Genomic DNA, 17,421 nt, shown 5'->3' on the forward strand with positions numbered 1-17,421 from the left:
TCACTCACCCGGCCGGGCCGCCGAATATCACCATGGCCACCCCGGCCAGATAAAGCGCCATGATGGCCACGCTCTCGAAGCCGATATGACCGGGGCCACGCTTCTCGCGACGGATCAGGCCCATGATCAGCACGCCAGTCATAACCATCGAAATCGCCACCCAGAGCAGGGTCTCGTTGGAAATGGCGTGATAGACCGACCCTTCGCGATAAGCGACGTCCGACATGGCGGTGAACAGGGTGTCATAGGCGTTACCGCCAATGATGCCTCCCACTGCGAGCGTCAGGGCGCCACGCCGCACGGCGGCAACCGACGTGACCAGCTCCGGCAGCGAGGTGGTCACCGATGTCAGCAATACCCCGACGGCCACCTGCCCCAGCCCAGTCTCCTGGGAAATCACTGTGGCCGAGCGCTGCAGCAACCACCCTGTTACCCCCAGTATCAGCGCCATGACCGCGAAGGCGAGCCACAACGAGACCAGCGAGCGCTGCTTGGCCTCCTCGTCCGGGACATCCTCGCGAGTCTCACGGGTGCGTGCCGGCTGCCACATGGGGGTGGCCTGCGCCACGTCGACGACATGCAGGCCATAGAGGTAAACCACCAGCAGGATCGGCGTGATGGGGTGAATGCTCCAGAACGTCCAATCGGGCGAAAAGGCCCCCACCAGGATCAGCCCCAGCATGCAGACGAGCAGCGAGCCCTGCATCATGTTGCCGATGGAGGCCGCGGCGTGCTCGAGGTTGACCCGCCGCAGGAACATGTCGGCGACAGTCAGGAACAGGGTCTGCACGGCGATGCCGCCCACCGCATTGCTGACTGCAAGCTCGGCTTGCCCTTCCAGGCTCGCCGTAATCGACAGTACGCTGCCCGACAGCGACGTCGTTGCCCCCAACAGCAAAGCACCGGCGATGGCTTCGCCCAACCCGGTGCGGTCAGCGAGGTCGTCGACGACATGGGTAAGGCGGGTGCCGATCACGCCGATAACCAGCGCGCAGAGACTGAACAGGCCGATACTCCAGGGTAGCGGCAGGCTTTCGAGGGATACAGGCATGTCGTGGGTTCACCGTGGGTCGTTGGGTGCGTCCGGGAAGCGCGTCGGATGTGCCGCCAAGTAGGCGCGACTGGCGCGGAGTACGGCACGGTCGTTAAATCGCGCCCCGACCAGTTGACAGCCTATGGGCAAGCCTTCCTCACTGAACCCGCACGGCACCGAGGCTGCCGGCTGGCGAGTCAGGTTGAAAGGGTAGGTGAACGGCGTCCAGTCCATCCAGTCGCACATGCCACGCCCCTCCGGGACCTCCTGCCCGGCCGCAAACGGCAACACGGCAACGCTGGGCATCAGGAACAGGTCAAAGCGATTGCGGAAGCTCGCCTCGAAGCGTGATGTCAGCATGGCGCGTGCTTCCTGGGCGGCATGCACGTCATTGGCACAAAAGGACTCGCCGCGCCAGGCATTCCTCATCAAGCCTTCGCTGATCTGCCGGCGCTCGCCCTCGGTCATCTGGCTGCACAAACGCCAGCTGGTGGAATACCACAGGATCTTGAAGGCTTCGCCTGCCTCGTGCAGGTCCAGGTCATCGGGGACGACCTCAGCACCCAGGGCCTGGAATTGTGTCGCGGCGCGCTCGATGGCGGCAGTAACCTGAGGATCGACGCTGACCCGCTCCGCCTGGGTGATCAACCCGATGCGCATGCCTGTCAGGGGTGCCTGGGTTCCCTCGCCCCAGTCCTCCGGTGCGGCCGCGATGGCATAGCTGTCCCGGGAGTCGTAGCGACCAATCACGTTGAGCATGCGAATCGCGTCATCGACGCTGCGGGTGATCGGCCCCAGATGCGACATCGACGGCAGGGAACAGGGCGGCCACTGCGGTACCAGTCCAAAGGTTGGCTTGAAGCCGAAGGTGCCGGTAAACGAGGCCGGGATACGGATGGAGCCGCCCGAATCCCCGCCCTGGTGCATCACGCCCAGGTTGAGCGCACAAGCCGCAGCGGCGCCTCCCGACGAGCCCCCTGGAGTCAACCGAGTGTCCCAGGGATTGTAGGTCACGCCGGTCAATGGGCTGTCGGTCACGCCCTTCCAGCCATACTCGGGCGTTGTGGTCTTACCCAGAATGATGGCCCCTGCCTCACGCATCCTGCGTGCCGGCGGGCCATCCTCCGTACAGGGGGAAGGATCGGAAATCAATGTGCCCTCGCGCGCCGGCATGCCGCGCACGCGGGTGAGGTCCTTCATGGTCACCGGCAGGCCATCGACCGGCCCCAGCGGTTTTCCGGCGCGCCAGCGTGTCTCGGCTTCGCGTGCTGCTGCCAGTGCCCCTTCATGATCGACATGGCAGAACGCGTTGATTGCCGGGTTATCGCGGTCGATCCTTGCCAGCGTGTCCTCGATGACCTCCACGGGCGAGAGCCGCCCGGCCGCATAGGCCTCAATCAGGGCAGCGGCATCCATCGTGGCAAGGTGGGTGTCCCTGTTTTCCATCGTGCCTCCTTGGCTACAGCAACCTGGGCTGCTGGCGTGAATGGCAGGCCACGACTGGCCTGCCCTACGCTCCTTTCGCTGTCCTCTTACATACCGGCAACGGCCTGCGGGGTTTCGTTCCCGCCACGCAACCGATCGAGCTGGCGATAACCGATGGCTTCCATCAGCTGTGGGCGTGCCGGACGCGACTCACCGGCCAGGTCGGCCAGCGTCAGTGCCACTCGCAGCACCCGATGATAGGCGCGCGCCGACAGTTTGAGCCGGGACAGGACATCAGCCAGCCAGGCACGCTCGTCGGTGGTCAGGGCACAGGCAGTCTCGAGTTCTCGCCCGGGCAAGCGGGCGTTGAGCGCGCCGCGTTCCTGCTGACGCCGCCGGGCAGCCAGCACCCGCTCACGCACTGTCGCCGAGCTTTCGCCGAGGGCCGGCGAGGTCAACTGTTCGGGTGGTAGCGCAGGCACTTCGACCTGCAGGTCGATGCGATCCAGCAAGGGGCCGGACAACTTCGCCTGATAGCGCTGTACTTGGGCGGGCGTGCAAACACAGGACTGGCGAGGATCGCCGAGATGGCCGCATGGGCAAGGATTCATGGCAGCGACGAGCTGGAAGCGGGCAGGAAAACAGCGCTGATGGCTGGCACGGGCGATATGAATCTGCCCGGACTCCAGCGGCTCACGCATCACTTCGAGAACGCTGCGGTCGAACTGCGGCAGTTCGTCGAGAAACAGCACCCCGTGGTGCGCCAGCGAGATTTCGCCGGGCCTCGGCTTCGAGCCACCCCCAACCAGGGCCACGCCGCTGGCAGTATGGTGCGGCGACCGAAAGGGCCGTTCGCCCCAGCGCTCGAGCAGGCCCATACCACATACCGAGCGGATCGCCGCGACTTCCAGCGCCTCGTCATGGGATAGCGGCGGCAGGATGCCCGGCAGGCGACTGGCCAACATGGTCTTGCCGGTCCCCGGCGGCCCAGCGAACAAAAGGTTATGTCCCCCCGCCGCTGCGACCTCCAAAGCACGACGTGCCTGATGCTGGCCACGCACATCGGCCAGGTCGTGCCCTGTACGCTCCGGCAGGGCCGGATGGTTCAGGCGATGCTCGACGAGACGATCCTGGCCCAGCAAATGGGCGACAACCTGGGAGAGATGCTCGGCCGGGAACACTCGCAGCTCGCCGGCCAGGGCGGCTTCGTCGGCGTTGGGCGCCGGCAGCAGCAGGCACCGACCGGCGACCTTGGCGGCCAACGCCACCGGCAACGCGCCGTTGATTGGCCGCAGCCGTCCATCCAGGGCCAGCTCGCCCAGGCACTCGACTCCCTCCAGGGCGGAAGCGGGAATCTGCTCGGAGGCCACCAGAATGCCCAGAGCGATGGGCAGATCGAAACGTCCTCCCTCCTTGGGCAAGTCCGCAGGCGCGAGATTGATCGTGATGCGCCGAGTATTGGGGAACTCGAAGCCGGCATTGAGCAGGGCACTGCGCACCCGTTCGCGACTTTCGCGCACCGCAGTCTCGGGCAGGCCAACCAGGGTCAATCCCGGCAGACCGTTGGATAGATGGACCTCGACCAAGACTTCAGGGGCTTCCAGTCCCAGCCCCGCCCGGGTGGCAATGATGGCTAACGCCATGGCACTCCCTCGCCAGAAGGCCCCATGTTCGTTCCCCCGACGAGCGGAGCAGCAAGGAGCCCTGAATGAATGGATTCGGTGGCTGCACCGAGTTTGGGCGCACCCGGACGCTGGGTTACGGCGCCTTGTCGCTGCCGGTGCCCAGGTCGGTCCGCTTGTCGGCGAGGTCGCTGGCCTGGCTCGTCTCGCCGGCTCCGGCGTCCTCGGCAGGTGCCGCCACGCTATCGGCCGCGACTACGGCGGGTGATGCCGGCGCTGACGACTTCGCGTCGACAGTGGCTTCCAGGGCTGCGACCTGGCGTTCAAGGGCTTCTACGCGTGTTCGGGTGCGCTGCAATACGTCCATGAGAATATCGAAATCTTCGCGAGATACCAGTTCCATGCGATCAAAGGCGCCGCGCATGACGCTCTGTACGCTGCGCTGGATCTCTTCGGGAGCGTGGGACGCTTCCTGAAGGCGTTCGCCGATCTGCTGGGCCAGGCGACTGAACCGATCGTTGCTTGCCATCGAGTAGGCTCCTTTCGAGTGAACTGCCTCAAGCATACGCAAGGACGCCGAATGGCGCATGCGCAATCCTGGCGCAAAGCCCAAAAGCGCCAGCACCAGCGTGGTGCAACCCCGCAATACCACTTGCCCCGAGTTTGGTCACGCCTCTCACCACATCAGCCTAAATAGCTGATTAATAAACGCATTTTAAGTCGTGGCATGACATTCGCCAGTCCACTAGGGCGCAGTCCGACAACGGAGACAAGGGATGAAACTCATCACCGCCATAATAAAGCCATTCAAGCTGGACGATGTCCGTGAAGCGCTGGCCGACAACGGCGTACAGGGCATCACTGTCACCGAAGTGAAAGGCTTCGGTCGGCAAAAGGGGCACACCGAACTCTATCGCGGCGCGGAATACGTCGTGGACTTCCTGCCCAAGGTCAAGGTCGAGATTGCCGTCGACGACGATCGTGTCGAGGGGGTACTGGAGGCCATTACCCGGTCCGCCAACAGCGGCAAGATCGGCGATGGCAAGGTATTCGTCACCCCGCTCGAAGATGTGATCCGTATCCGCACCGGTGAACGTGGGCCCGACGCCGTCTAAGGCGCTGGACTTAGGAGAAATAACGATGACAGAGCTCAATTATGCGCTCGATACTTTCTACTTCCTCATCTGCGGCGTGCTGGTCATGTGGATGGCCGCTGGCTTCGCGATGCTGGAAGCAGGCTTGGTACGCTCGAAGAACACCGCAGAAATACTGACCAAAAATATCGTGCTGTTCGCCATCGCCTGCACGATGTACCTATTGGTCGGCTACTTCATCATGTATTCCAGCGATGCCGGCGGCATCCTGCCCAACCTCGGTTTTCTCGTAGGTAGCGAAAACACGGTCGACGCCGTGCTCAACGGCGGTGATGATGCACCCTATTACTCCGCTCGTGCCGACTTCTTCTTCCAGGTCGTGTTCGTGGCCACCGCGATGTCTATCGTCTCGGGCGCCGTGGCCGAGCGCATGAAGCTGTGGGCTTTCCTGGCCTTCGCCGTGATCATGACCGGCTTCATCTATCCGGTTTCCGGCTACTGGACCTGGGGCGGCGGCTGGCTGTCCGAAATCGGCTTTTCCGATTATGCCGGCTCCGGCATCGTGCATATGGCTGGAGCGGCCGCCGCGTTGGCCGGCGTGCTGGTCCTCGGACCGCGCAAGGGAAAATATGGCAAGAACGGCGCCATCTACGCGATTCCCGGCGCCAACATGCCACTGGCTACCCTGGGGACATTCATCCTGTGGATGGGTTGGTTCGGCTTCAACGGCGGCTCCGAGCTCAAGGTGTCCGACGTCGCCTCCGCCAACAATATGGCCCAGGTACTGCTCAACACCAACGCTGCTGCCGCCGGTGGCGTCATCGCCGCGCTGGTCCTGGCCAAGATCTGGTTTCGCAAGGCCGACCTGACCATGGCGCTGAACGGCGCGATTGCCGGCCTGGTGTCAATCACCGCCGATCCGCTGTCTCCGACTGGCCTCGGCGCGACGATTATCGGTGCCATCGGTGGTCTGCTCGTGGTGGTATCCATCGTCGCCCTGGACAAGCTGAAGATCGACGACCCGGTCGGCGCCCTCTCGGCTCACGGTGTGGTCGGTATCTGGGGCGTTATGGCGGTGCCACTCAACAACGGTGATGCCAGCTTCGGCGTCCAGTTGATCGGCATCATCGGTATCTTCGCCTGGGTCTTCATTGCCAGTCTGATCGTGTGGCTGGTCATCAAGGCGATCATGGGTGTCCGAGTCAGCGAAGAGGAAGAATACGAGGGGGTCGACCTGGCCGAGTGCGGTCTGGAGGCCTACCCCGAGTTTACCGTCGGCAGCAACAAATAACGTCGACGCAACGAGTGAGCTGGCGTGCTCCCCTGGCCCCCTTCGGGGGGCCTTTTTTATTCCTTGGACCAGCAGGTGTATGCTTGCAGGCAGAACCCCGTTTAACGCGATCGGCGGCCCCGGTCGTTCCAGACAACAGGATGCGAGGAAGCAACGATGAAACTGGTGACCGCTATCATCAAGCCATTCAAGCTCGACGATGTTCGTGAGTCGCTCTCCGATATCGGCGTGCAAGGCATTACCGTTACCGAGGTCAAGGGCTTCGGTCGGCAGAAAGGTCACACCGAGTTGTACCGGGGCGCCGAATACGTGGTCGATTTCTTGCCCAAGGTAAAGCTCGAAGTCGCCGTGGACGATGCGCTGACCGATCAGGTCATCGAGGCCATCACCCAGGTCGCCAACACCGGCAAGATCGGCGACGGCAAGATCTTCATCTCGCCGCTTGAGCAGGTCATCCGCATCCGTACCGGCGAAACCGGCAAGGACGCGGTTTAAATCAGCCTCCGGTGGCCATGCATGAAAAAACCCACGGTTTTCACCGTGGGTTTTTTACACTTCTTTCAAACGTAGACGAGCACCTTAGTTACTTCTCGACGAAGGCACGCTCGATCACGTAATCCCCCGGCTCGCCCATACGCGGCGAGATCTTGAAGCCGAAGTCGTCGAGCATCGCACTGGTCTCGTCGAGCATCGCCGGGCTACCGCAGATCATCGCGCGGTCCTGCTTGGGGTCGAGCGCCGGCAGGCCGGTGTCCTCGAACAGCTTGCCACTGCGGATGTGGTCGGTCAGGCGGCCCATGGTGTGGAACTCTTCGCGGGTCACGGTCGGGTAGTAAACCAGTTTCTCGCTGATTTCCTCGCCCAGGTACTCATGGGCCGGCAGTTCCTTGCTGATGAAGTCGGCATACGCCAATTCGCTGACGGTACGTACGCCATGGATCAGCACGACCTTCTCGAAGCGCTCGTATACCTCTGGGTCCTGGATCAGGCTCATGAACGGTGCCAGGCCGGTGCCGGTAGACAGCATGTACAGGTTGCGGCCGGGCAGCAGATCGTCGGTCACCAGGGTGCCGGTGGGCTTGCGGCTGACCATGATCTGGTCACCGACCTTGAGGTGCTGCAGACGTGAGGTCAGCGGGCCATCGGGCACCTTGATGCTGAAGAACTCGAGATGATCCTCGTAGTTGGGGCTCGCCACCGAGTAAGCGCGCACCAACGGCTTGCCCTCGACTTCCAGGCCGATCATCACGAACTGGCCGTTCTTGAACCGCAGGCTACGCTCGCGCGTGGTGCGGAAGCTAAAGAGCGTATCGTTCCAATGGTGAACGCTGAGGACCTCTTCCAGGGCAAACTTGCTCATGACGATCTCCTATATTATTCCCGAAGCGCATAAGGCAACGCGCCAAGTCGATGCACGTATTCTAAGATGGCCACACTTATCTGTTAAATGGATTGTCTGGATATGCCTTATCTGCAATCCTGATATACAAGCCCTGCCGGAATCCTGTCATGCGTTACAGCCTGCGCCAGCTTGAAGTCTTCGTTGCCGTTGCCCAGCACGAGAGCGTCTCGCGCGCCGCACGCGCCCTGGCCCTGTCCCAGTCAGCGACCAGTACCGCCCTGGCGGAGCTGGAACGCCAGTTCGATTGCCAGTTGCTCGACCGCATCGGCAAGCGGCTCAAACTCAACGCGCTGGGTTTCCAACTGCTTCCCAAAGCGGTAGCCCTGCTCGATCGTGCCGAGGAGATCGAAGAGCTGCTGCGCGGCCAACGCGGCATCGGCTCGCTGGATGTGGGTGCCACACTCACCATCGGCAATTATCTGGCGACACTGCTGATCAGCGATTTCATGCAGCGTCATCCCGGCAGCCGGGTACGTCTGCATGTGCGTAACACGGCCTCGATTATCGAACATATCGTTCAGCACGAGCTTGATCTGGGTCTGATCGAAGGCGATTGCCAACACGAGGATGTCGTGATGCAGCCTTGGGTCGAGGACGAACTCACCGTGTTCTGCTCGCCCCGTCACCCCCTGGCTCAGGCCGGTGATGTGGGCCTTGATCAGCTGTTGCGAGAGTCGTGGATCATGCGCGAGCAGGGATCGGGCACGCGCCTGACGCTGGAACACGCCATGCGCCATCGCCGCGGACGTTTCAATATCCTGCTCGAGCTGGAGCACACCGAGGGCATCAAGCGCGCCGTCGAATCGGGTTTGGGGATTGGCTGCGTCTCACGCCTGGCGCTACGCGACGCCTTCCGGCGTGGCAGCTTAGTGCCAGTCGCCACTCCGCAGCTCGATCTGCGCCGCCAGTTCAGCTTCATCTGGCACCGCCACAAATATCTGGCCACCGGTATGCGCGAGTTCGTGCGCCTGTGTCAGCAGATGACCGAGGGTATTCAGCGTAGCGACGAGATCGAGCTACCTTATATTCCTTGAAGCTTGGCTTTAGGTACCAGGTTCCAAAACGACAACGGCCCGGGAGATCCCGGGCCGTTGCTGGTATGGCTTACGCTCAGGCGTCGTCGTGGCTGAGCGTCCGCGCCGGCGATGGTCGGGCCGGAGCGGGCAGTGCCATATCGGCCCGGCTCGCCCCACGAGGCGCAAGCGTGAACGCGCCGACTACCTGCGTCAGGCGTAGCGCCTGTTCCTCGAGTCGGTCGGCGGCTGCCGTGGACTCCTCGACCAGCGCGGCGTTCTGCTGGGTCATGCGGTCCAGCTCGGCCACCGCCTGATTGACCTGGCCAATACCCTGGCTCTGCTCCTTGGTGGCGGCACTGATCTCACCAAGCACATCGCTGACTCGTACCACGCTGGCGACGATCTCATCCATGGTCTCGCCGGCGCGACGCACCAGTTCGGCACCGGCCCGGGTCTTGGCGGTGGACGTCTCGATCAGCTCCTTGATCTGGCGAGCGGCGTCGGCACTGCGGCTAGCCAACTGACGCACCTCACCGGCCACCACTGCGAAGCCGCGACCCTGTTCGCCGGCACGGGCGGCTTCCACCGAGGCGTTGAGCGCCAGCAGGTTAGTCTGGAAGGCGATACCATCCATCAAGGTGACGATTTCAGCGATCTGCCTTGATGAGGCGTCGATGTCATCCATGGTATTCACGACCTGGGACACCACCTCGCCACCGCGGGAAGCGACTTCCGAGGCAGACAGCGACAGCTGGTTGGCCTGGCGCGTCGATTCGGCGGTGTGATCGACAGTGCTGGTCAGCTGCTCCATCGACGCTGAGGTTTCCTGCAGGTTGGAGGCCGCCGTCTCGGTACGCGACGACAGGTCCTGGCTGCCTAGCGTAATCTCTCCCGCCGCTACACTGACCGACTCACTGCTATCGCGCACATCGAGCAGCACCTCGTTCATCTTGTCGGCGAAGGCATTGAACTGCAGGGCCAGTTCAGCGCTCTCGTTGCGCCCGCGCACCGGCAAGCGCTGAGTCAGATCGCCGTTGCCGCTGGCAATGTCGCGCATGCGCTCGGCCAGCTGACGCAGCGGACGCGCAATGCTTCCGCCTACCAGCCAGGCGGCGATCAGTCCCAGGCCGGCAATTACCAGTCCCATCAGCGTCATGCCCAGGGTGTCGGTCTCGCGCTGGGCCTGCATCTCTTCCTGCAGGCCGTACAGGCCAGCAAGGACGGCACTTTCGGGTAGGCGAATCATCAGTACCCAAGGCTTGCCCACCTCACCGATAGTGAACGGCCAGTAGAGTTCGATCATGCCCTGTTCGGCATCGAGATTACGCACCATCTCACCGTTCTGTGCCTGGGCAATGTGCTCCTGCAACGAGGTGCCGAATGCATCGCTCATAGGCTTGCCGAGCAGCTCCGCGCCACCGGTATGCGCTGTGATACCGCCACGCGAGGCAATCAGTGCCATTTCTCCGGCACCGTCGTAGAGCGACTGGTTGGCCTTGTCGAGCATGGCCTGGATGAAGTCGACCGAGAGATCGACACCCGCACTGCCACGGAACTCGCCATCGACGATCACCGGCACGTTGAAGGAGGTGACCATCAGCGTCTGGCCGTTATAGTCGTAGGGCGCTGGATCGATAATGCACGGCTTTAACGTCTCACGCGGACAAAGATAGTATTCCCCCTCGCGAACACCGCTGGGCTGCTGAGCCTCGCTCTCCATGGTTTCGCCAAGCGGCAGCACTTCCACATCGCCGCTTTCGGTGCGGTACCACCAGGGCATGAAGCGCCCGTCATCACCGTAGCCGAGCCCTTCACGACCGGCATAGAACGCATCGCTCCCGAAGGCGTCGGGCTCCCAGCCGATAAAAGCGTCCAGCAGCTCAGGATTGGCGACCACGGTCTGACGTACCAGATTGGACAGCTCGCGGCGACTCAGCATCAGCCGTGAACGATCATCCTCGTCATTCAGCCCCAACATGGCGTTGGTCTCGGCGAGATTCTCGGCAAGAGTCAACGCATGCTCCATCTGCCCCTGGATTCGCTCGGCCTGGTCCGAGGCTACGGCAGCGAGGCGTGCTTCGATATTGCGTTCGAGCAGCTCCTTGGTCTGGCTTTCCACCAGCGCCTGGGAGCGTGAGTTGGCGATCAGTGAATAAATGACCAGTGCGGCCACGACGGCCAGGATACAGGCGCCGACCAATGTGGTAACGAAGGTGCGCAAGGATCTGAAACGCATCTTATTCCTCCTGCGAGACTGCCTGGCGTGACGATGCCAGCAGCGGGGGTTGCGGCCGTTCGGCCGTGCGTGACAAGGTGAACGCGCCGACAGCATGAGTCAGGCGTACCGCCTGTTCCTGCAACTGGTCGGCGGCGGCGGCGGATTCCTCGACCAGCGCAGCGTTCTGCTGAGTCATGCGGTCCAGCTCGGCGACGGCCTGATTGACCTGGCCGATGCCCTGGCTCTGCTCCTTGGTGGCGGCGCTGATTTCGCCAAGGACATCAGTGACTCGCGCCACGCTGGCAACGATCTCATCCATGGTCTGCCCTGCGGCACGCACCAGTTCGGCTCCGGCCCGGGTCTTGGTCGTGGAGGTCGCGATCAGCTCCTTGATCTGGCGCGCAGCATCGGCGCTGCGGCTGGCCAACTGGCGCACCTCGCCGGCGACCACCGCGAAGCCGCGTCCCTGCTCGCCGGCACGGGCAGCTTCCACCGAGGCGTTGAGCGCGAGCAGGTTGGTCTGGAAGGCGATACCGTCCATCACCGAGACGATCTCGGCAATCTGGCGTGACGAGGCGTCAATATCGTCCATGGTGTTCACTACTTGCGCCACGACTTCGCCACCACGGGAAGCGACTTCAGAGGCAGACAGCGACAACTGATTGGCCTGGCGTGCCGAGTCGGCGGTGTGTTCGACGGTGCTGGTCAGTTGCTCCATCGACGCCGAGGTTTCCTGCAGGTTGGACGCGGTGGTCTCGGTGCGTGAAGACAGGTCCTGGCTGCCCTGGGCGATCTCGCTGGAGGCCACGCTGACCGATTCGCTGCTGTCGCGGATGGTGATCAACACGCGCTCCATCTTGTCGACGAAGCGATTGAAGGCATCGGCAATCTGCGCCACCTCGTCACGACCGCTGGCAGAGAGGCGGCGGGTCAAGTCACCACTTCCGCTGGCAATGTTCTCCAGGGCATCGCGGACGCGCTCCAGGCCGCTGAAGGCCCGCTTGAGCCACAGCCCAAGCAGCACGGAGGCCACCAGTGTGACCAGCACCAACGTGATCAGTGATGATTTGATGATGGCACGTAGCCCGGCTAGCGCTTCATGCTCATCGAGCACGACTCCTAGTTCCCAGTCGGTACCGGCGATGGGCGTCACGCTCAGGCGTGCGTCTTGATCCCCAATGGTCACGCCTTGCCAGCCACCACCGTTACGCAGTGCAGCCACCAGCGTCCCGACCAACGTCGGGCTCAGTTGCGTCAGCGACTTGAGGGTCAGCGCGGGGTCCGGATGCGCGATGATGGTCTCGCCCCCCGTGCTTAGGAAAGCGAAGCTCGATGGTGTCGATTGGATGGCGGCAACGTCCTTGGCGATAGTATCGATAACCACGTCGCCACCAATCACGCCTATTAGCTTCCCGTTCTTCTCGACAGGTGTCGAGAACGGTAGAACGACCTGGCCCGAATTACCATCTACGTAGGGCATAGCCACGACGGTTTCACCAAGTTCGACAGCTTGCTGATACCAGCCACGCTTGCGCGGATCGTAGTCGGCCGGCGGCACCCAGCCGTCGGAAGTAGTCAGGCTGCCGTCGGGCCTGCCGATATAGGTCGAGAGGAAGCCACCCGACTCGGCCAGTTGAACCAAGGCGGGTGTCGGGTCACCGGCCGTTACATGAGCGCGCACTGCATCGATCATGCTGCGGCGCGCAGAGACCCACTCTTCGATGGCTGTAGCATTGCCCGAAGCAACAGCAGTCAGATTCTTTTCGATAGCGTCTTCATAGTGAGACTGGACCGTGAAGTAGCCCACTCCAGCTACCAGCGCCATGGCAATAGCGATGATAACCGCACAGGCGACCTGAATACGGCGCTTCAGAGAGTTCAGCATGGTGGTGTTTTCTCAGTCGTCGAATGGGGCACGGATACGGTTACGGCGCGTTGAGGTCTGAACGCGCAACAATGAAATCTCTATCGACGACGGCCAAGAAAACTTAAGGTCACTGACAGAAAAATAAACCTTTAGCCAATTGACCAAGAGGGAAAAAGGTGCAAACAAGCTAATAAACGGGCTAGGGCAGCAAGCGGGCCGCAAGAATTGCGGCCCGGAGAGGTTCAGATATTGCGCAGCTTCTCGGCGATCTGCTGCTCGGAATCCTTGGACACGTCCTTATCGACGGTCTTGACGATCATGCCTCGGGTAACGCTATCCAGCTTCTCGCGTAGGTCCCCCAGAAACTTGGGTGCCGAAAACACGATGAAGCTGTCCGTCTGGTTCTGGGTACGTGCCTTGCGCATGTACTCGGCGACTTCCTTGGCGAAGACCAATGATTCGTTCTGCATGGTGGTGACGGACTTGTCGGACTGGCGTATCCCCTGGCCAGCCGAATCGTCTACCCCACCGCTGCCCCCGGTACGCAAGTCGCCGGGGTGTTCGCGGCTCTCCGTATGCACCAGGCTATCGATCTCCTGAACGTCGCCATTCTTCTCCTGCGTGAATATCCGCGCCCGGGCGGCATCCGCGGCAATGATGTATCGCTTCATAACACCTCCTTTGCAATCATCGTCACGCCCTTCGGCGTACACTTCCGTTTCACTACTGTCTTGCCACAGCGCCTTCGGTCGGCATGTATTCACCGTCATGACGCATGCTCTCAAGCATGGGTGATGACGGCGTGCGACACAAACCGCATACCGTCCATACAGGCTCGCTCATGGCCCGCTGGTCGGCTTGCCGGTGTAGTCCGACACCGGCTTGTCCACCGGCTTGTCCAGCCGCTCGGCAAATGCCTTGAGCCCATCGACGAGGGGAATGATGGCGTGCCAGAGCTGCTCGTCGTGCAGCATCTTGTAAGCCCCGCCGACCCCCGGTGAATCGTGGCCATCCTTCTCGGGGTGATGCTGGCTGATGCGCTCCATGGCATCGCGCAGGGCAAAACTCACCCGGTAGAAGTCGTTGGGTTCTATACGCGACAGCACCATGCCCAGAATCGATACGTTCTGGATAGCGTTGAGCGTGCCGGGCTTGCCGAGCCCGTTGACCAGAACCTGGGCCACGTCAGTATTGGCCCCCACCAGGTCGTTAGCAAAGCGCAACACGCCATGTTCATGCAGCGTCTGTAACAGACGCTCCAGCTCTTCATGCGCATCCGGGCCAATCTTGGGCGGCGTCACGTTATGAGAGATGCGTTCTGCCATTACATTTTCCTCGGATTGGATAGCTGGGCGGGCGGCAGTACGTAATCACTACGCGCCCACTTGACCTCGACATTGACGCCCTGGGTCGGGGTACGATGGCCATAGCGGTAATTGTTGCGCTTGAGTGGCGGTGCGCCTTTCTCCTTTGGCAATACTTCCAGCTGTACTGCCGTTTCCTTGAAAGCGGGCGTGTCGACATCCGGATCATGGTGCTCACCGGTGAGTGCATTGACCCCGGGCTTGCCTTGGTGAATTGGCAGGAACAAGGTATGGCCGCTGACCCGATCGGTGACCAGCGCGCGCACCTCAATGCTGTCGCGCCGAGAAGTCAGCTTCACCCAGGTGCCTTCCTCGATGCCGTGTTCAGCGGCCAGCTCCGGGCTGACCTCGACGAACCAGCCCGGTGCCTCATCCCAGATACGTGTCCCGCGTCCGGTCTGGTTGGTGGCCTGGAAGTGCTCGAGCATGCGGCCGTTATCCATCGAGAGCGGATACTCGTCATCGGGGGCCTCTTCCGGCTCCTCCCACTCCAACGGATGCAGGTTGGCCTTGCCGTCCTCGTTGGGAAAGCCATCGGTATAGAGCAGCGGCGAATCGCTGCCATCGGCCCTGACCGGCCATTGCAGTGACTTCCACCCTTCGAGCCGCTCGTAGGTCACCCCGGCGAACATCGGCGAAATACTGGCGCACTCTTCCATGATCTGTGACGGATGAGTGTATCCCCAGTCGTGCCCCATGCGGGCGGCCAGTTCGGTGAGGATGCGCCAGTCGGGGCGGCTGTCGCCAAGCGGCGGCAGTACCTCATAGAAACGCTGGATACGCCGCTCGGTGTTGACGAAGGTGCCCTCCTTCTCGACGCTGGGCGTGCCCGGCAGCACCACATCGGCGAATTCGGCCGTGCGGCTCAGAAAGATATCCTGTACCACCAGGAAATCCAGATCGGTGAACGCCGAATGCACATTGTGCGAATCGGCGTCGGAGAACGCGGTTTCCTCGCCGATGATGTACATGGCCTTGAGCCTATTCGCAGCGGCCGACTGAACCATGAGGAAGTTGCCCTCTCCGACCTTGTCGGAAAGCTGCTCCTTGGGCACGCCCCAGCCCTTGGCCCAGCGCTCGCGGGCGGAGTCTTCGGAGACCTTCTCGTACCCCGGGTACATGTTACGCAGGCAGCCGAAGTCGCTCGCGCCCTGCACATTGTTGTGACCGCGCATCGGGTAGCCACCCGTGCCGGGCTTGCCGTAGTTACCGGTCACCACCAACAGGTTCGATAGCGCCGTGCTGGTGTCCGAGCCGTGGCTGTGCTGGGTAATGCCCATCGCCCACAGCAGGCTGACACTCTTCGCCTTGCCGATCATCTCCGCCGCCTCGGTCAGTTCCTGCCTCGAGAGGCCAGTCTTTTCCTCGGCAAACTCCAGCGTGAATGGTTCCAGTGACTCACGATATTCGTCGACCTTGTTGACCCACTTGTCGAGGAATTCCTGATCCGCATAGCCGTGATCGAACATGTAGCGCGATAGCGCTGAGGCCCAGACCAGGTCGGTGCTCGCCTTGGGGCGCAGGAACAGGTCGGCACGCTCGGCCATCTCGTGCTTGCGCGGATCGACGACGATGACCTTCTGACCGCGCAGCTTCTGGGCCGCCTTGATGCGCGAAGCGATTACCGGGTGATTCTCTGCGGTATTGCTACCGACGATGACCACCACCTCGGCTTTTTCGAGATCCTCGATGGAGCCGGCATCACCGCCGTAGCCGACGGTACGGAACAGGCCCTTGGTGGCCGGGTTCTGGCAATAGCGCGATGAGTTGTCGACGCTGTTGGTGCCGATGATCAGGCGGGCGATCTTCTGGGTCAGGTAGGCTTCTTCGTTACTCGCCTTGCTCGAACCGATGAAGCCCAGGCTGTCCGGCCCGTACTTGTCGCGGGTCTCGATCAAACGGCGGGCAACCAGATCCAGCGCCTCGTCCCAGCCAGCCTCGCGGAAACGCCCGTTCTCGCGGATCAGCGGCATGGTCAGACGTTCTTCACTGTTGACGAAGTCCCAGGCAAACTTGCCCTTGATACACGTCGAGATGCCGTTGGCCGGCGCTTCAGCGACAGGCTGCACCTTCAGGATGTGGCGATCCCGAGTCCACATTTCGAAGGAACAGCCCACACCGCAGTAAGTACACACTGTCTTGGTGCGCTTGATCTCGGGCTGGCGCCAATGCATGTCCATCTTGGACAGGCCAGTGACCGGCGTAGCCCCGGTAGTGGTCTCGAGGGTCTTGATGATGTCGATCATCGGCCGCTTGAGCGATTGCGGCATCGAGGTGAAGGGGCCGGCATCCGGCTGCATGGTGTTTTCCATCAGCGCGTTGCAGGGGCAGACCGTGACGCAGTGACCGCAATGCACACAGCTGGAGTCGTCGATCTGCTTACCGCCGTCCCACAATACTCGCGGGTCCTCCATCGAATAATCGATCGATAGCGTCTCGTTGACCTCGACGTTCTGGCAGGCCTCTACACAACGCCCGCACAGGATGCACTGGTCGGGATCGTAGGTATAGAACGGGCTCGAGGTGTCCTTCTCATAGGGCTTGCGCTGGAATTCATAGCGCTGGATGGGGATGCCCATCTCCGCCATGGTGTTGTGCAGCGTACAGTCGCCGGTGTTGTTCTCGCACACCGTGCAGTAGAGTTCGTGCTTGCTCAGCAGACGATCCATGCCTTCGTGGCGGGCGGACACGGCAAACTCGTTCTGGCTGGTGATCGTCAGTCCTTCCTGCGAGCGCAGCGTGCAACCACGTTTGAGTTCGCCATCGACTTCGACCCAGCAAGAATCGCAGGTTTCCAGCGGGCCCAGCGAGGGGTGATAACATACATGGGGCAAGTCGATATCGTGAGACTCGAGAAAATCGACAAGCGGCATGTCCGCCTTACCTGACAACCGTTTGCCGTCGAAGATGATCGTGCAGTCGTTGTCCTTGGCCATGGGACGGTTGGCTCCTCGTCGGGGCCCGCCAGTCACGGATAGCGAGCCGTTTGTTCCTTCAGTTCGATCAGCAAGACCGATATCCTGACGGAGCCTTCGGCCATTATTCGGACCCACGCAGGAGAGACGAGACACCAGCCAATGACACTCATG

Annotated in this window: 14 protein-coding genes; 4 read left to right on the forward strand and 10 right to left on the reverse strand. The window is 62.0% G+C overall.

The window, feature by feature from the left end:
• Positions 1-4 precede the first annotated feature (4 nt).
• The 4 genes from F568_RS0112965 to F568_RS22885 form a co-directional block, all read right to left on the reverse strand.
• Positions 5-1,051, reverse strand: a complete 1,047-nt coding sequence (locus F568_RS0112965) for a sodium:calcium antiporter (RefSeq protein WP_019019165.1) — start codon at positions 1,049-1,051, stop codon at positions 5-7.
• Between the two features lie 9 nt (positions 1,052-1,060).
• Positions 1,061-2,479, reverse strand: a complete 1,419-nt coding sequence (locus F568_RS0112970) for an amidase (protein WP_019019166.1) — start codon at positions 2,477-2,479, stop codon at positions 1,061-1,063.
• An 86-nt stretch (positions 2,480-2,565) separates the two neighbouring features.
• Positions 2,566-4,101 carry a YifB family Mg chelatase-like AAA ATPase gene (locus tag F568_RS0112975; protein WP_019019167.1) on the reverse strand — a complete coding sequence of 512 codons (1,536 nt, stop codon included), beginning with the start codon at positions 4,099-4,101 and terminating at the stop codon, positions 2,566-2,568.
• A gap of 115 nt (positions 4,102-4,216) precedes the next feature.
• The gene (locus F568_RS22885) at positions 4,217-4,609 is read right to left on the reverse strand and encodes an accessory factor UbiK family protein (protein WP_019019168.1); all 393 of its coding nucleotides are present in this window, start codon (positions 4,607-4,609) and stop codon (positions 4,217-4,219) included.
• A 247-nt stretch (positions 4,610-4,856) separates the two neighbouring features.
• Between F568_RS22885 and F568_RS0112985 the strand changes: the two genes are divergently transcribed.
• The 3 genes from F568_RS0112985 to glnK all read left to right on the forward strand — a co-directional run bounded on the left by F568_RS0112985 (position 4,857) and on the right by glnK (position 6,960).
• Positions 4,857-5,195, forward strand: a complete 339-nt coding sequence (locus F568_RS0112985) for a P-II family nitrogen regulator (protein ID WP_019019169.1) — start codon at positions 4,857-4,859, stop codon at positions 5,193-5,195.
• A gap of 25 nt (positions 5,196-5,220) precedes the next feature.
• Positions 5,221-6,465 carry an ammonium transporter AmtB gene (gene amtB, locus F568_RS0112990; RefSeq protein ID WP_019019170.1) on the forward strand — a complete coding sequence of 415 codons (1,245 nt, stop codon included), beginning with the start codon at positions 5,221-5,223 and terminating at the stop codon, positions 6,463-6,465.
• A gap of 156 nt (positions 6,466-6,621) precedes the next feature.
• Positions 6,622-6,960: a P-II family nitrogen regulator gene (glnK, locus tag F568_RS0112995; protein ID WP_019019171.1), complete on the forward strand. Its 339-nt coding sequence runs from the start codon at positions 6,622-6,624 to the stop codon at positions 6,958-6,960.
• Positions 6,961-7,048: 88 nt separating this feature from the next.
• Here glnK and F568_RS0113000 read toward each other — a convergent pair whose 3' ends face one another.
• On the reverse strand, positions 7,049-7,825 hold the full coding sequence (locus F568_RS0113000; RefSeq protein WP_019019172.1) for a ferredoxin--NADP reductase: 777 nt from the start codon (positions 7,823-7,825) through the stop codon (positions 7,049-7,051).
• Between the two features lie 149 nt (positions 7,826-7,974).
• On the opposite strand from F568_RS0113000, the gene F568_RS0113005 reads away from it, so the two are divergent.
• On the forward strand, positions 7,975-8,901 hold the full coding sequence (locus F568_RS0113005) for a LysR family transcriptional regulator (RefSeq protein WP_019019173.1): 927 nt from the start codon (positions 7,975-7,977) through the stop codon (positions 8,899-8,901).
• Positions 8,902-8,977: 76 nt separating this feature from the next.
• Here the strand turns inward: F568_RS0113005 and F568_RS0113010 are convergent, their stop codons facing one another.
• The 5 genes from F568_RS0113010 to fdhF form a co-directional block, all read right to left on the reverse strand.
• Positions 8,978-11,119: a methyl-accepting chemotaxis protein gene (locus F568_RS0113010; RefSeq protein ID WP_019019174.1), complete on the reverse strand. Its 2,142-nt coding sequence runs from the start codon at positions 11,117-11,119 to the stop codon at positions 8,978-8,980.
• 1 nt (position 11,120) lies between these two features.
• Entirely contained in the window at positions 11,121-12,986 is a 1,866-nt protein-coding gene (locus F568_RS26090; protein WP_019019175.1) for a methyl-accepting chemotaxis protein, read from the reverse strand.
• A gap of 224 nt (positions 12,987-13,210) precedes the next feature.
• Positions 13,211-13,639 carry a host attachment protein gene (locus F568_RS0113020; RefSeq protein WP_019019176.1) on the reverse strand — a complete coding sequence of 143 codons (429 nt, stop codon included), beginning with the start codon at positions 13,637-13,639 and terminating at the stop codon, positions 13,211-13,213.
• Between the two features lie 168 nt (positions 13,640-13,807).
• The gene (locus tag F568_RS0113025) at positions 13,808-14,293 is read right to left on the reverse strand and encodes a helical membrane plugin domain-containing protein (RefSeq protein WP_019019177.1); all 486 of its coding nucleotides are present in this window, start codon (positions 14,291-14,293) and stop codon (positions 13,808-13,810) included.
• Positions 14,293-17,268 (reverse strand): formate dehydrogenase subunit alpha, encoded by a 2,976-nt coding sequence (gene fdhF / locus F568_RS0113030; RefSeq protein ID WP_019019178.1) that lies wholly within the window; start codon positions 17,266-17,268, stop codon positions 14,293-14,295. Before fdhF ends, F568_RS0113025 begins: the two co-directional genes overlap by 1 nt.
• Positions 17,269-17,421 lie beyond the last annotated feature (153 nt).

Source organism: Modicisalibacter luteus DSM 23508, assembly GCF_000378505.1.
Taxonomy (GTDB): domain Bacteria; phylum Pseudomonadota; class Gammaproteobacteria; order Pseudomonadales; family Halomonadaceae; genus Modicisalibacter; species Modicisalibacter luteus.